Origin of the sequence: Paenibacillus sp. J23TS9 (assembly GCF_018403225.1) — a bacterium.
GTDB lineage: Bacteria > Bacillota > Bacilli > Paenibacillales > Paenibacillaceae > Paenibacillus_AQ.
On sequence record NZ_BOSG01000001.1, the window covers coordinates 2,713,382 to 2,729,153 of the forward strand.

Genomic DNA, 15,772 nt, shown 5'->3' on the forward strand with positions numbered 1-15,772 from the left:
AAGAAAACTTCTCCCATGCTCAGGGGTTAGTTTGCCTTCATAGAGGAAAACAAGGGACCGGGCATAAAACCAAGCTGATTACACAAGGCTTCAAGCGGATGTCCATGCATGACCCTGATACGTAATAAAGGCTCATCTCGCTTTTTCAAAATGGTAAGTGCCCTCCGCAGCATACCTGTTGCCAGGCCCCTATTTCTGTATGACGGCAGTACGGCGAGCTCCTTAATGGACGGGCAGCAGCCCTCTAGACCGATAAGACATACGCCGATTAATGCTCGTGTACTGGCATCATATACAAGACTTGAAGCCGCCAGGACATCCTCCGAGCTGCCAGCTGCATACTGCCGTAGCTTGATCAGTACCTCTGCAAAGGGAAATACCTCCTGCGCTCCTCCTGCTCCTTCGTCAGCATATTTGAACAGGAACAATCCGATTTCGCGCTCCAGAAGAAGCCTGCGCTCGCCATTCTCCTCAAAAGTCTCCAGAGAGCGGAACGTTATATTATCATTGAAAAAATGGTTGAATACGGCAGCAGGCCGCTGCATCCAGCGGAATCGATGAGGGTCGGGACGAAATCCAGCTCTGATATAGACATCCTCTTGATCCGATAGAATCTCATAAGCATGAAATGTCTGGTCTCCTCCTGCAAGCTGGCGTATCGAATGGGTAAGCTGCTTGACCAGCCCCGAATCCATGTGAAAAGGCGGAATGGCGAATAGGTAGTGGATGGCGCCTGAAGAAATTGCCGCACCTCCTGCAAGCACTCCATCGCTTTCAATCCAAAAGGGTATGAATCCCGCAGGAAGGAGGGATGGGAAGCCTGCCTGCCGGAAGAAACCAATCACAGCCTGATGATAATAAACGGAGCAGTACCTCTCCCACTCTGCAGATACCGCCCTGCATAAATGAAGTGATTCCGTTAGTTCGAGTCTTGGCGAATCTCCAAGCTGGTCCTCTCTTTTCATGCTGGACCTCCTCTTGCCTAAATATATGTTTCCATTAACAGTTTACGATCCGGCTGTCCGGTTTCATGCCAAGAAGCCCCGGAGAATCTCCGGAGCTTTTGTATATTTCACTTACATCTTATTTAAATTCTTGCCGTTCCATCAAATCGGATAAATAATTGAGCACCGGCAAACGCAGTTCCTCACGCTGCAAGCTCATTTCCAATACTGCATGAACGTAGCCGATTTTGTCACCGATATCAAACCGCTTACCTTCAAGCTCCAGTGCGCAAATTCCTTCGCTGCTAACTAATCTGCGCAGGGCGTCGGTCAGCTGATACTCTCCGCCCGTGCCTTTCTCGATTTTTTCGAGTTCAGGGAAAATGGAAGGATTCAGAATGTATCTGCCCATCACCGCAATATCACTTGGAGCTTCAGCCGGATCCGGCTTTTCCACAAGATCTGTGACCTGGTAAATCCGGTCTCCGTACTTATCATACGTAATAATGCCGTATTTGCCCGTTTCGCTGCGGGGTACCCTCTGAACGCCTACAATCTGCTTCTCGTGCTTTTCATACGCATGCATCATCTGTTTGAGCGCGGGAGGGTCCGACATCATAATATCATCCCCCAGCAATACGGCAAAAGGTTCATTATCGATAAACTGCCGGGCGCATAAAATGGCATGGCCCAGCCCAAGCGGTTCCTTTTGGCGGATATAATGGATGTTCACCATTTCACTGATATTCATCACTTCACTGAGCAGATCCCATTTGCCTTTCTCAGCAAGCAGCTGCTCCAGTTCAACGGAACGGTCAAAATGATCCTCGATCGATTTCTTGTTTCGGCCCGTTACAATAAGGATGTTTTCAATGCCTGCCTCAACGGCTTCCTCAACGATATATTGAATGGCAGGCTTGTCGACAATCGGAAGCATTTCCTTGGGCTGTGCTTTCGTTGCCGGAAGGAACCGGGTTCCAAGACCTGCCGCGGGTATTATTGCTTTTCTGATTTTCATAAGCTGCTCATCTCCTTAACACTTGCTGGTCCTCAGGCTTTTTGGTGTGGACGGCGCTGACGATATAGAGCGGCCGTTGTTTGACCTCATCGTATATACGTCCCAAATATTCGCCGATCACGCCGAGAAACATCAGAATACAGCCGCTGAATAAGATCTGAAGGGCGATGAGTGATGACCACCCGGGTACCGTAACGTCAGTGAACCATTTTTCAATCAGCACCACCAATAAGTAGATGAAGCCGGCGGCAGCTATCAAAATGCCCATAATTCCTGCTGCCTTCAAGGGTTTGGAGGAGAAGGACGTCATTCCGTCCATGGACAACTTCAGCATTTTCTTCAACGGATATTTGGATTCACCCGCATATCGTTCATCCCGTACATACTCCACTGCCGTCTGCCGGAAACCTACCCAGCTGACCAATCCCCGCACATAGCGGTTCTTCTCCGGCAGCCGCCTCATTTCATCGCAAACTTTCCGGTCCAGGAGTCTGAAATCCCCCGTATCCAGCGGAATATCAATCTCGGTCATCCGCTTTAAAACGCGGTAAAAAATGCTCGCCGTCTGCCGTTTGAACAGTGACTCCCCTTTACGTTCCGAACGCTTGGCATAGACGACGTCATAGCCTTCCTTCCACTTGGCGATCATCTCAAGCATCAGCTCAGGAGGGTCCTGCAGATCGGCATCAATCACGATTACCGCTTCACCCTTGGCATAATCCATACCGGCGGTAATCGCCACCTGGTGTCCGAAATTGCGGGAAAACTGGATGAGCGTGACACTCGGATCCTTCTCCCCGATGCCCAGAATCAGCTCAGCAGTTCTGTCTCGGCTGCCGTCATTAACAAAGAGCAGCTCATAACTCTCACCGGTCGAGTCCATGACGTTTTTTAAGCGCCAATACGTTTCCTGTATAACCTCTTCCTCGTTATACACCGGAATAACGACAGAATATCGGACCGCGCTTAAATGAATCACCGGACTCACTCTCCTTTCGCTTCTGATTGGATTTCATAAAGTGTTGTACTGCCTTCCATACCGCCCCGGAATGAACCATCGCCGGAGCTTTTGCCTGATCCCGATTGGCTGCTTTCCGAGCTGCCCTGCCAATCCTCCTGCGGCACTTCGGTCGCATTCGCCTTGATCCACTCGGTTACCTCCGAGCTTTCACCACGTCCCATGCCCCCTTGACCAGATAGAAGAAAGAATTTGACTTTCCCTTCCTGAACCAGCTTTTTAACACCATCCAACGTCAAAATCGGATCTGAACCGGAATAACCGCCCATTGCCATAACCGCATTGCCGGTACGGATAATATAAGGAGCTGCCGTCATCGCGCTGCTTGTAGCAAAGAGATATTTTTCCCCGGTATTATTCTGAGTGACATAACTTAGCAGGCTTTCATTCACCGTTCCGTTCATGCGCCCCCCGCCACTCGATTCTCCAGGGCCTGCGGCCGGCAGCTGGCTGGATTGCCCATAAATGATCGGTGTCGCAGACCAATAAGCCGGAGCAATCAAGAGTACGATAAGTCCAATGACTGCCAAGGTTAAAGTTCTGCCTTCCTTATTCCGTAAAACTGCCAGAAGTGTTGCTGATCCAACCCCTGTTACCAGAGCGATGATTGTCAGTGCTGAGCCGATTTGACTCGTGTACGATCGAAGGATAAAGGCTTCAAAGCCTGTCGCAACGATCACAGCTGCCGGAAGCATCCAGCTTTTCCATCCGTCGGCGTTCCGGTAGTCCTTCCACATCCGGCTCCAGCCAGCACCGGTAAGCGCCGCAATCGGCGGCCCCATCATGACCAGGTAATACTGATGGAAAAATCCGGCGATGCTGAAGAATCCCATGACCGGGATCAGCCAGGCCAGCCAGAACAGAGTCTCCTTCTGGCCATCGGTCATACTTTTACGCCAGCGCCAGCCTGCGAGGAGTCCAACGCTGCCCATCAGGGCAAAAGGAAGCATCCAGCTTGCCTGTCCCGACAATTCCTGCTGGAAGAGACGAAATACGCCAGGTGTGCCGGTATTGAACATTCCGCCACCGCCGCCGCTGCGTCCATTCATGCCTGGCGGCAATCCGCCGCCCTGTCCTCCAGGGAAGGAGCCACCTGGTGCGTTCCCATTAAAGCCAGACCCGGCAGATGCATTTCCATCGGATCTACCGCTTGGTGCATTGCCGCTGGAGCTGTTGCTAGGAACCTGTTCCGATCCGCTGCTGCCGATCTGACGGCCTCTGTCCGTACTACTTTGCTCAGTGCGGGCATTTTGCCTGAAATCCATTCCCCCTGCTCCCGGATTACCCCCGCCTGTTCCCCGGTTTCCGGTCAGCCGCGATACTCCGTTATACCCGAAGGCAAGTTCCAATACGGAATTGGTCTGGCTGCTGCCGATATAAGGCCGATCTGCTGCTGGAACAGAATCGACAACCACGGCCCAGGAAACCGACACTACCACCAGCGTAATCGTCGCCCCCGCTAGCGTAATCCACTTTTTCTTCCAGCCGGTTTTGAAGGCCAGCAGATAGAACAGGTAAAAGGCCGGAACCACCATATAGGCTTGCAGCATCTTAATATTGAAGCCTACACCAATCATGGCGAAAGCTCCCAGAATCCACCAGGCCTTCTTCAGCCGTATCCCCTGGAAGAGCATCCATGTGCCAAGCAGCAGTGTGAACACAAGCAAGCTGTCAACATTATTAGTTCTGGCCACGGCCGCAGCCACCGGCGTGCAAGCCATGGCAAGGCTGGCTAATCTAGCTGCCCAGATACTAAACGTCGGTTTAACAAGAAAATAGACCAAAAGCGTTGATCCAATATAGGCCAGAGCCTGCGGCAAAATAACGCTCCAGCCATGTAAGCCGAAAATCATGGCGCTGATCGTCTGCAGCCAGAAAGCAACGGGCGGTTTGTCCACCGTGACGTAGCCCCCGGGATCAAACGATGCATAAAAGAAATTATGAAAGCTCTGAAGCATGCTTTTAACTGCAGATGTATAGTAGGCATTCACATACTGGTCGTCCCAAATTCCGAATACGCTGAAAAATACGGCGAGTAAAATCGCAATAACAAGAACGACATCGATTCTATTTTTAGATTTAGTGATGCCCATGGGCTTCCTCCTGTCTCCATATTCGGTGTATGGATTCCTTATGGAGGTTATTATGAGAGCCCAAACTTAACCGAACCTTAAACAAGCGCATTAAAATAGATTCATTTTAACGATCCGGCTGGCAGATTGATTCATGCAAGGAAAGTATCTTATAAAAAAAGGGCTGTTCCAAAGTCATTATATCTGACCTTTAGGAACAACCCTTTATGGTGTTTATCCTGCTTCGGCGGCTTCACGCGAGCTCAATCAGCCAGCAGTCCCGGTAGGCACCTTCATGCCACTCATGCTGTGGCAGCAGCCTTTTCTTCACAAAACCGCATTTCTCATATACATGGATCGCACGATGATTCCATGTCTGCGGATCCATCACAATCCGCTCTGCCTGCATTTCCTCATGCAGGTATGATACCATCGCTTGAATCAGCGCTGTACCGATCCCCCGGTCCCAGCAGCCGGGCTCGCCGATAAACTGGTCCATTCCGAAGATTCGTTCCAGGGGCTCCTCATATCCATAGAGCACCCGCTCCTCTGCCTCAATCTCATAATATTGAATATACCCGATAGGCACATCCTGGTATACAACGATGTTACGGACAGAATCACTATCTTCCCGGTAAAAATGCTCGAACACCAGCTGCATATCATAAGGCCGGTCACGACCTCCATAAAATTCCAGAACGCGCGAGTCGCTGAGCCATTTCAAAAGCAGTGCGGCATCCTCTTCCCTTAGGGATCTGACTGCCAGTTCCCCTTGTTTGAATATATTCATGATAGACCTGCTATGTATGTGTTGATCTGTGCCATATGATGCCGGTCATGCTCATAAAAATCCACAAGATACTCGTCAATGGACATGATCCCGTCATGCTTGTGGCTGTATTCCGTCTCCGGAATGCTTTGCATAAGTTCAAGCAGCTGCCTGCGCATCCTCACGGTCTCGCCAATCAAAAACGGCTTGCTCTGCGTTAACCCATAGTCTGCCGCATTGCGGTTGAATTCGTCAAAATCCAGGTTCTTCAGGGTCAGCGGCTGATGCTCGGCCATTGGACGGACTGCATGCTCCAGAAAGTATTTGTCCCACAGCATGATGTGGCTGATAATGTCGCGCGGCGACCATTTTCCTTCTGCAATCGGGCCCGACCATTGCTCCTCTGATAAACGTTCCAGCGACTCGGCGAATCCGATAAGTTCGGCAAAGGCTTCCAGCTTTTCCTGCTTCGTATTCATTAAAGATTCTCCTTTATATCTTCCAAAATGGTATGTCTCAATTCATTCCTAATTATACCATTTCACTCTATGCAAAACAAGAACGTTTGTTTGCCTATAACCATTTGCTTTTCACCAGCTCCTGCAGGTGCCGGTAAGCTTCGTGTGTGCCCATATCATAGCTGACACCCTCCGCGAAATAAGCCTTCAGCTCTTTCACACGGGACAACCATTCGGGAAAATACCCGGGTGCGTCCGAATGATGCCCCGCGAGCAAATATTCCCTGAATAAAGCCAGTGTCTCTTTCCGGTACAAGTAGACAGCAAATACCCCGATATCGGTCTTGGGATACTCAGGCTTTTCCTCAAAAGACAACACCCGCTGCGAATCATCAAGCTCCACCACACCTACTCTTTTCAGTTCATGGATATTCTGCAAGCGCTGGACAAGGATACAGTCCTTCTGCTGCTCCAGAAAAAAATCCACATATGAGGTTAAATCAAACGTAAATACGTTATCACCGGCGGCAACCAGCAAATCTTCCTCAATTCCTTCGCTTTCAATCGCAAACTGAATGTCGCCGATGGCTCCCAGCCGGTTAAGTTCTGACGTAGAGCCATCATTGATGATCTTGACGGCCTTGCGGAATGACCGGGATTTAGCCCATTCCTCAAACGCTGTATAAAATTTGGCATTGGACACAATGATGATTTCCGAAATAGAAGCCACAACTTCCATCTTCCGTATGATCAGGTCCAAAATGGTTCCATCACCTAAAGGGAGCAGGGATTTCGGCATGTCACGGGTCAGCGGATAGAGCCTTGTCGCGTAACCCGCGGTTAGAATGAGTGCTTTCATAGGGGCCTCCTGTACAATAGTTCTCCTGCTCCCTAGTATAGCTTGATTTACAGCAGCAAGCTCCTTTTTCTGAATATAGTTATTCCTGCAATAAACCCTGCCATTCCGATGGCAAGCAAAATAATGACAACCGGAGTCCAGCTCACCGTACCTTTGACAATACCGGCAGGATTAAAGAGCGAAAACAAGGAAATATGCTGCATCCATGACAATTGATCGCTGATCTTACCCACCAGGTTCAAGCTGAAAAAGCCGAATACCACGATACCGGCTGTGCCCAGTGCCCTTTTCTCATCATTCGAGACGGCAGAGATGAGAAAACTGATGCCGCATACGGCGAAAAAGAGCAGAAACGCACCGAGGTTCAGCAGCAAAAAGCCATTGGAGTCAAAATCGCTTAAATTTCCAATGAACCAGGCATATCCTCCATATCCCGCCAAGGTAGTCACCAACGTAATCATCAGCAAGCCTGTAAGCAGGACAACAGCCTGCGTTACAGCCACCTTAATACGGGTCGTAGGCGCAGACAGCAGGTAGCCCATCGATCCTTGATCAACGAGGCGTGCCATGAGCTGGGTGGAAGTCATGATGCTGAATATAGAGAGTATCAGAATGAACAACAGCCCGTAATATTCGCCAGAAATGAAAGCGTCAATGCTCCCAAAGCCATTTTCCAAACCAAACGCCCTGCCAAGTCCCTCAGGCATGGATTCAATGAGCGCGTTCAGGCTCTCTGACTGCGTAGCCATGCTCGGGTATATCCAGAACATCAGCAAAATATAGAAAGCCGATCCAAACGCGTAGCTCGTCATCGTCCGCATATGGTTTTTCAGCATTTGTCCGTATAAAGGCATATTCATGTCAGTCTCTCCCTTCCCGGTCGTAGTAATCCATAAAAATATCCTCCAGATTCAGCGTAAACACATCGATGCTCCGAATCCGGTATTTGGCAGCCTCTTGCGTGAAACGGTCATAATCCCCCTGAACGGAGACACGTACCTGTTTATCTTTAAAGGAGTCGATCCTCAGACCACTGCCGAGAAAAGCATCCCGATCTGCTTCATTCACAAAAGTCACCTCAAACAGCTTCCGCTGAACCGCCTGCAGTTCATGAATGTTCTTGACGGCGATGATTCTTCCATCCTTAATGATGGCCGCCCGGTCACAGGTACGTTCAATTTCAGGGAAACTATGCGATGACATCAAAAATGTGGTTCCTTTCGCCTTTTCCTCGAGAACCAGCTCGATGAACACCTTCTGCATCAGCGGGTCCAATCCTGACGTTGGCTCATCCAAAATAATAACTTCAGGCTCATGCATGAATGCAGCCACGATCCCCACCTTTTGCTTCATGCCCTTGGACATTTTACGAATGGGTGTGCGGTCATCGAACTGCAGCCTTTTCACGAGTTCGGCTCTGCGCTGCTGATTCACGCCTCCCCGCAAACTCGACATAAAATCCAGAAAAGACTTCCCGGTCATTCCCTCCATAAAAGCAATTTCTCCGGGCAAGTAACCGATCTGCTTTTGAAATTGACCTTGATCCTTCCATGTATCATAACCCTTAATCTGGACGTAACCCTTCGCTGGCTTCATGAAGCCCATAATGTGGCGGATCGTCGTTGATTTACCCGCACCATTTGGTCCGAGGAATCCGAACACTTCCCCTTTCTCAACGGTAAACGATACATCAAATATCCCTTTACCGCCCGGAAATACCTTTGTTACATGAGACACTGTAAGCATGCTCTGCGCCTCCCGCTTGGGAACATAATTATGAAATATAATATGATAAATATTTCATAAATAGATCATACGCCGGAGGATTTACCTCGTCAATAGAATTATGAAATATCGTTATGATATAATTTCATTATTAGCCGGCAGGTGCCGTGAGATGGAGTTGACAGCTAAATGAATGGTTTTGAACGCAGGGCACAGGAGATTAAGGATAGAATCAAGGAGAACACGCTGAAGATGCTTTCAACATGCAGTGTGAAGCAAATCCGTATCGCAGACATCGCCGGGGAAGCCGGAGTCTCCCAGGTGACCATATATAATTATTTTGGCAGCAAGGAAGCCTTGATCCGTGAGGTATTCCGGGATTACTTTCAAAAGAATATGGACGAATTTGAAGAGGTTGTTCGCGGGAATTCTTCATTGAAAGAAAAGATTGAGTATATTATTTTCCAAAAGAAGCAAACCTCCCACTCCTTTCATCCATCTGTGATTGCGGAGCTGATGCAGGATGATCCGGAAATACGGGATTTCGTACAACAAAATTATGAGGAACGGGGCGTCCCCATGATGGTCGAGCTCATTACCAAAAGCAAAGCGAGCGGAGAAATTTCGGAAGGCATCTCCACTGAAACGGTGATTTTATATCTAAATATGCTGAACGACTCTTCCCACCGTCTGCTGGAGTCAACCCAGTATAGTGCCAACCAGGATAAGCTTGTTGAAGAGATGGTTCAGGTATTTTTTTATGGTATTTGTGGTCCAGAGTCCCAAAAGTGATTAACAGATTGTTAAAACTATGTTAATTTAGTATTTTCATTGTGTAAAAAAACTTATATAGTAGTGGATAGCAATACTTCAGGAAAAAATTAACAGATGGTTTGAAAGGAGTCAGAATGAAAGACTTATCCATACGTTCATCACATTCAAAGACACCCGTCATTGGGATCTTTATTCTTTTGCTGCTGAAGCTGCTGCTTCTGCGCTATTTTTTCTTCGGCGAAATCATGTGGAGCCGCGTTGCGGCGGATGCCGCCTCTGTGCTCGTGCTGCTTGCGCTGATCGAGCTGGTAACACCTGCTAGGGCGAAGGGGATCGTGTATTGGATTTTCAATTTGCTATGCTCGTTCATCTTTTTCGCTTCGGCCCTGTATTTTCAGCACTTCAACACCTTGCCGACCTACACGGCGCTGTCCGAACTCAAGCAGGTCGCGGGGATCAAGGACAGTGTGCAATCTACGATCGAACCAGCCAACTATCTCTTTTTCGTTGATGTGGTGATCCTCGCCGTGGTCTGGATTGGCGGCAAGCTTATGAAACGCAAGCCGAGCATGTCCACATCACTGCGCAAAAGATGGCCAGCTGTTATCGGTATTATCGCTCTGGCAACGTCTATTTTCTTTATCCGTCAGGATCGTACGATAGCCAATGAGGTGCTGCAGGCAGAGCATCTTGGCTTCTTTAATTATCAGGTCGCTGCGGGCATCAAAGCCAAAGAGGAAGCGGATATCGTCGCCTCAGGCAATATCGAGGAAACCGTGGACAAGATTAATTCGAAGGAAGAAACCTTTAAATATCAAGAAAATCCACAGGACAAGCCCGAGTTTTTTGGTGCAGCCAAAGGCAAAAACGTCATTGTGATTCAAATGGAGGCATTCCAGAACTTCCCGATTCACCTGTCTGTCGATAATCAGGAGCTTACGCCTGTGCTGAACAACCTGGCAAAAGACAGCTTTTATTTCTCGCGTGTATTCCAGCAAATCGGTCAGGGTAATACCTCGGATGCGGAGTTTATGAGCAATACCTCCATCTATCCGACGGCTGCAATTGCAATGTCTACCGGATACGGCGACCGTGAGCTTCCGAGTATGCCGCGGCTGTTGGAGAAAGAAAACTATGAGGCAGATACCTTTCACGTGAACGATGTCAAGTTTTGGGATCGGAACAAGCTCTATCCGGCTTTGAATTTTACTCACTACTACGATAAGCCCAATTATAAAAATGATCACTTTAATGAATTTGGTGCTTCTGACGAAGAATTGTACAAATTCGGGATCAAGACATTATCCAAGCTTCACCAAGAAAAAAAACCGTTTTATGCGCAGTTCGTCACGGTATCCAGTCATTTTCCATTTAATGTACCGGAAGACCGCATGAAAATAAAAATTCCGGCTAACCTGAAGGATACGCAGCTCGGCAGCTATCTGGCTGCTGTCAATTATACGGACTATGCGATCGGAACCTTAATCGACCAGCTGAAACAGAACGGTATGTACGATGATACCGTGCTGGTCATATACGGTGACCACTTCGGTCTTCAGCCGCAGGATAATGATCCGGATATGGTCAGCAAGGCGCTTGGCATTAAATATGATCCTCGCGTCACACGCTTCAATATTCCGCTGCTGATTCATGTTCCAGGTGAAAAGGGTCAAGAAGTGAAACAGGTCGGCGGCCAGGTTGATATCATGCCTACACTTGCCAACCTGCTGGGAATTTCGCTGAAAGACGAGAAATTTACCGCTTTTGGCCATGACCTGCTCAACATTGACAACAACATTGTAGGCAGCCGTTATTATCTGCCAACCGGCTCTTTCTTTAACAATGAGATTATGTATGTTCCGGGCAAGACATTTGAAGAAGGCAGTGCTGTCAATCTGGATACGCTTGAGCCTGTCACCGATTTCACCAAGTATAAGAAGGATTATGACTATAATCTGGCACAAATGAAGCTTTCCGACGAATACGTCAAGCTGCTGCCAAAACGCTAATTAGCACAATAAAAGCCTCAGGCATCCTTTCGAGGGATGTCTGAGGCTTTTTAGTCTCCTGTCTTGCTTAAAGCTCTTCGGCTACGATGAGCTTGAGCTCCTTCTCCCGCAGCAGCCTGGCATCTCCAGCACCGATATGGCTGTCCGTAATCACGACATCAATCTCTTCCCATCCGGCAACATGGGTAAAGGCCTGTACCCCGATTTTACTGGCATCGGCTAATATATACACGCTGGCGGCCTGCTTGATCAGCTTATGCTTGACCATCGCCTGCAGCTCGTTCGATTCACTAATCCCCCGCTCCGGATGAACACCTTTGCAGGATACGAAAGCTTTATCGACATAATAGGCTTCCAGGCTTCGCTCAGCCATCGGCCCGACATAAGAGAGGGATTTGGAAGCCAAGCTGCCCCCGGTCGAGATTACTTCTATCTTCTCCTTCGATGATAGCTCCAGCGCGACCTTAATGGAATTGGTCAAAACCGTAAGTGGAATATCCGGCAGTATAGAGGCCATATACCAAGCCGTCGAGCTGGCATCCAGCGCAATCCGGTCATATGGCTCGATTAATGCAACCGCCGCTCTCGCGATCCGCTTCTTCTCCTCCTGATGCATCACTTCACGCTCAAAATAAGGCGTTTCCGCCTGCGCCTCTTTAACACTGACGGCACCGCCATGGCTGCGGCGAACCTTGCCCTGCTGCTCCAAGCGGTCCAGGTCGCGGCGGATCGTCTCTTCGGTTACTCCGCACAGCTCGCTGAGCTCGGAGACACGGATACTTCCCCGCTCATTCACAAGTCCCACGATTTTATCGTATCTTTCCGCAACTAACATAGCTACCCTCTTTCATAGCCAGCCTTTCATCTGCCAGCCGGTATATTCCCATTATAAGAAAAATTGTTATCGACGTAAATTCTCAGATGTCAGACCGCATTTAGATGAAAATTTTCTTGCGATAACAGGATGTATATCTCAGATGTACATGCTTCCTGTTATCTAAAGAAAAATTTTTATCGACGTATTTCTCAAGATTCAGACCGTTTAAGTAAAAAGAGCCCGCTGTCGGCGCCTGGCGCCAAATACAGCGGGCAGAACCCTTTATCCGACGATCAGGGCAAATGCCACGCCCGGACCGTGAACACCGATAGTCAAATCATTCTCAATATCCGATGACCGGCTTGGACCCGATATGAAATGAACGCCTGCGGGAAACTGCTCGCCGGGTACCGAAGCGATACGGCTCATGACCTCCCCAAGACGGGTGTGCATGCGATCTGCCTGAATGACGGCAATCAGAATATTAGGCAGCAGCGAGACCGACCGACCCTTTTCGGAAGAGGAGGTAACGACAATCGACCCCGTATAGGCTACGGCGAAATCTGCCAAGACAATTCCGGCATCCGCCTGTTCGGCTGTCCGCAAGGAATCTTCAGCTTCCAGACCATCCCAGGCAGCATCCCGCAGTTCTGGCAGCTGCTCCTCCAAACCGAGCTGCTCCAGCTCAGGCAGGTTCTGCCGGATCGTGGACCCCGCATTCAGTTCTCTGAGAATACGGGCAATCACTTCAGGCAAATCAGACATCGCGGCTAACCTTTCGGTAAAACCTCCGGCTGCTTGCCAGTTGTCCATAAAGCGGGCGATTTGCTCCTCACGTCCAAGCTCGTAAGAGGTCCAGAACTCCGGCGCTCCCCGAAACGGATGCTCCGGAGCCGGGCTGATGGCGGAACGCCCCAGCCTGGTGGCAATATTCCCGATAAACAGCTTCTCTGCCGCCTGCGATTCTCTGCTTAGCTTCGACAGAAATTCCGGATCGGATTTACTCATGCGTGACCTCCTCCCTTCTTACGCGCCTGAACTATCTCTTCCATTCGCGCTTCCATTTCAGATGGCATAGGCTGAATCGATCTTTCGATCTCGGCCGACAGACCGGGCCACTGCTCACGGAATGAACGCTTCGGCAGTGCTGGAATATGCCGGTATGCTGTCCAGCCCTTCAGCGGACCGAGCTGTGAGCGGATATAACCATCCCGTACAATAAGCTTTTGTCCAATTTGACCTGCCTTTACCGCTTTCCGGAACAGCTTATGGCTCCCCATCAGCATTTTGAAGCCCTTCATCGCCATTTTCTCGCCAGCTGCTGTATATCCCCGTTCTACTTTGCGGTTGCGCAAATAGACGAGCATATCATGCAGAGGAATTTTGACGGGACAAGCCTCATAACAGGCACCGCAAAGACTGGATGCATTGGCAACATCATGCCATTCCTGCGTATTCTTATTCAATGCCGGCGTGAGCACCGCACCGATTGGGCCGCTGTAGGTTCCTGGATAGGAATGTCCTCCAATATGACGATACACCGGGCAAGCGTTCAGGCAGGCTCCGCAGCGGATACAGTTCAGCAGTTCCTGAAATTCCGGATCTCCCAGCTGCAGTGAACGCCCGTTATCTACAATGATAATATGCATTTCCTCCGGGCCGTCTCCGTCATGCTCGCGTCTTGGTCCCGTAATGCCAGACATATAGACCGTCAGCTTCTGTCCTGTAGCCGATCTTGGAAGAAGCGTTGCCATGACCTCAAGATCATCCCAGGAAGGAATGAGGCGCTCCATACCCATTAACGTAATCTGTGTTTTAGGAACGGTGCTGACCATCCGGGCATTGCCTTCATTCTCGAATATTACGACGCTTCCCGTTTCAGCGATTCCGAAATTACAGCCTGTAAGCCCGATATCTGCTTCAAGAAACTTATCACGCAGCTTCCGTCTGGCAAAGCCCGCCAAAATCTTGGTCTCCGGCGGCAGTGTCTCCCCTGCTTCCTTGGACAGCAGGTCGGCAATCTGGTAGCGATTCTTGTGAATAGCCGGAATAATAATATGGGAAGGGGGTTCATTGGCCAGCTGAATAATATATTCACCCAGATCACTTTCGATCGACTCGATCCCGAGCTCTTCAAAGGCCTCATTAATATGGACCTCTTCCGATACCATCGATTTGGATTTCACGACAGACTTGGCTCCCCGGTGCTCCGCAATTTCAATGGCGATCCGGGCAGCATCCTTCGCATCCGGCGCAAAATGAACATGTACCCCTTGCGCACGGGCATTTTCTATGAATTTGCTCAAATAGTAATCTAGATGAGAGATGGTATGCGCCCGAATTAGTCGGCCGCGTTCCCGCCATTCCTCCCAGTTGCCATGCTCTTCGGTTGCAGCCTTTTTGCCGTTTTTCAGCTTTTCCGTCGTAAATTTGACGGCATCAATCAAAAATTCATCCTTGAGGGCTGACTTGGCGCGTTCTTTGACGTTAGACCCCTGCGGTTTGCTCACGGTTCTTCACCCCTTCATACAGAAGTTCCGCCAGATGCAATACGCGAACCGGCTTATCCTGAAATTTCAGATTGCCGCCGATATTGAGCAGACAGCCCATATCTAGGCCAACCAGGACTTCAGCCTCCGTTTCCAGCACATGCTGGCTTTTCTCCTCTACCATGGCTCCGGAGATTTCACTCATCTTAATGGCAAAGGTGCCCCCAAAGCCGCAGCAATCTTCAGCATAGGGAAGCGGAACAAATTCCATTCCTGCTACATGGCTCATCAGCTGCATCGGCTCTTCCTTGATACCCAAAAGTCTTGAGCCATGACAGGAAGGATGATATGTCACCTTGTGCGGAAAATACGCACCGACATCCGTCACGCCCAGCACCTGAACGAGAAACTGTGTGAACTCATATGTTTTTTCTTTCAGACGATTGCTCTTCTCAAATAATACCGCGTCGTTTTCAAACAGTTTAGGATAATAATGATGAACCATGCCCGTACAGGAGCCCGAAGGCACGATCACGAAATCACTGTCGTCAAACGCTTCCAAAATCGTTTTGGCCGAGGCTCTCGCCTCATCCCAATAACCGCTGTTAAAGGCCGGCTGCCCACAGCAAGTCTGCACTTCAGGAAAATGAAGACGGACTCCGTACCGGGCCAACAGACCGGCCATGGCTTCCCCAATCGGCGGGAACAGCGCATCACTGATGCAGGTAATAAAGAGTGATACTTTCATCTCAAGCTTCTCCTCCTTTTGCCTCCATGTCTATACAAGAAGAAATCAATCCCCAATCATTGAATATGACGG

At 49.4% G+C, this 15,772-nt stretch carries 15 protein-coding genes; 2 read left to right on the forward strand and 13 right to left on the reverse strand.

All coding sequences use genetic code 11. The features are described 5' to 3' along the window. Window positions 1–26 precede the first annotated feature (26 nt). From KJS65_RS12825 to KJS65_RS12865, 9 genes are all read right to left on the reverse strand, one after another. Entirely contained in the window at window positions 27–965 is a 939-nt protein-coding gene (locus KJS65_RS12825; RefSeq protein WP_213650133.1) for a GNAT family N-acetyltransferase, read from the reverse strand. 118 nt (window positions 966–1,083) lie between these two features. Continuing rightward, the gene (galU, locus tag KJS65_RS12830; RefSeq protein WP_213650134.1) at window positions 1,084–1,962 is read right to left on the reverse strand and encodes a UTP--glucose-1-phosphate uridylyltransferase GalU; all 879 of its coding nucleotides are present in this window, start codon (window positions 1,960–1,962) and stop codon (window positions 1,084–1,086) included. 7 nt (window positions 1,963–1,969) lie between these two features. After that, the gene (locus KJS65_RS12835; protein WP_374706158.1) at window positions 1,970–2,941 is read right to left on the reverse strand and encodes a glycosyltransferase family 2 protein; all 972 of its coding nucleotides are present in this window, start codon (window positions 2,939–2,941) and stop codon (window positions 1,970–1,972) included. A gap of 5 nt (window positions 2,942–2,946) precedes the next feature. Continuing rightward, window positions 2,947–5,067, reverse strand: coding sequence for a glycosyltransferase family 39 protein (locus KJS65_RS12840; protein ID WP_374706184.1), 2,121 nt, complete (start codon window positions 5,065–5,067; stop codon window positions 2,947–2,949). Between the two features lie 238 nt (window positions 5,068–5,305). Then, window positions 5,306–5,842 carry a GNAT family N-acetyltransferase gene (locus KJS65_RS12845; protein WP_213650136.1) on the reverse strand — a complete coding sequence of 179 codons (537 nt, stop codon included), beginning with the start codon at window positions 5,840–5,842 and terminating at the stop codon, window positions 5,306–5,308. After that, entirely contained in the window at window positions 5,839–6,300 is a 462-nt protein-coding gene (locus tag KJS65_RS12850) for a DinB family protein (RefSeq protein WP_213650137.1), read from the reverse strand. The genes KJS65_RS12845 and KJS65_RS12850 overlap by 4 nt, the downstream gene beginning before the upstream one ends. 94 nt (window positions 6,301–6,394) lie before the next feature. Beyond that, entirely contained in the window at window positions 6,395–7,138 is a 744-nt protein-coding gene (locus KJS65_RS12855) for a nucleotidyltransferase family protein (protein WP_213650138.1), read from the reverse strand. A gap of 47 nt (window positions 7,139–7,185) precedes the next feature. Beyond that, window positions 7,186–7,998, reverse strand: coding sequence for an ABC transporter permease subunit (locus KJS65_RS12860; protein ID WP_213650139.1), 813 nt, complete (start codon window positions 7,996–7,998; stop codon window positions 7,186–7,188). A gap of 1 nt (window position 7,999) precedes the next feature. After that, a complete protein-coding gene (locus KJS65_RS12865; protein ID WP_213650140.1) occupies window positions 8,000–8,884 on the reverse strand; it encodes an ABC transporter ATP-binding protein in 885 nt (294 codons plus the stop codon). A gap of 168 nt (window positions 8,885–9,052) precedes the next feature. Here KJS65_RS12865 and KJS65_RS12870 point away from each other — a divergent pair, with 168 nt between their 5' ends. Together KJS65_RS12870 and KJS65_RS12875 are read left to right on the forward strand one after the other, a co-directional pair. Continuing rightward, window positions 9,053–9,655, forward strand: coding sequence for a TetR/AcrR family transcriptional regulator (locus KJS65_RS12870; RefSeq protein WP_213650141.1), 603 nt, complete (start codon window positions 9,053–9,055; stop codon window positions 9,653–9,655). A gap of 116 nt (window positions 9,656–9,771) precedes the next feature. Next, window positions 9,772–11,646 (forward strand): LTA synthase family protein, encoded by a 1,875-nt coding sequence (locus KJS65_RS12875; RefSeq protein WP_213650142.1) that lies wholly within the window; start codon window positions 9,772–9,774, stop codon window positions 11,644–11,646. A gap of 67 nt (window positions 11,647–11,713) precedes the next feature. On the opposite strand, the gene KJS65_RS12880 is transcribed toward KJS65_RS12875, so the two are convergent. From KJS65_RS12880 to KJS65_RS12895, 4 genes are all read right to left on the reverse strand, one after another. Beyond that, the gene (locus KJS65_RS12880; RefSeq protein WP_213650143.1) at window positions 11,714–12,481 is read right to left on the reverse strand and encodes a DeoR/GlpR family DNA-binding transcription regulator; all 768 of its coding nucleotides are present in this window, start codon (window positions 12,479–12,481) and stop codon (window positions 11,714–11,716) included. A 264-nt stretch (window positions 12,482–12,745) separates the two neighbouring features. After that, the gene (locus KJS65_RS12885) at window positions 12,746–13,471 is read right to left on the reverse strand and encodes a LutC/YkgG family protein (protein ID WP_213650144.1); all 726 of its coding nucleotides are present in this window, start codon (window positions 13,469–13,471) and stop codon (window positions 12,746–12,748) included. Continuing rightward, a complete protein-coding gene (locus tag KJS65_RS12890; RefSeq protein ID WP_213650145.1) occupies window positions 13,468–14,973 on the reverse strand; it encodes a LutB/LldF family L-lactate oxidation iron-sulfur protein in 1,506 nt (501 codons plus the stop codon). Before KJS65_RS12890 ends, KJS65_RS12885 begins: the two co-directional genes overlap by 4 nt. After that, window positions 14,951–15,700 carry a (Fe-S)-binding protein gene (locus KJS65_RS12895; protein ID WP_213650146.1) on the reverse strand — a complete coding sequence of 250 codons (750 nt, stop codon included), beginning with the start codon at window positions 15,698–15,700 and terminating at the stop codon, window positions 14,951–14,953. Before KJS65_RS12895 ends, KJS65_RS12890 begins: the two co-directional genes overlap by 23 nt. Window positions 15,701–15,772: the final 72 nt, after the last annotated feature.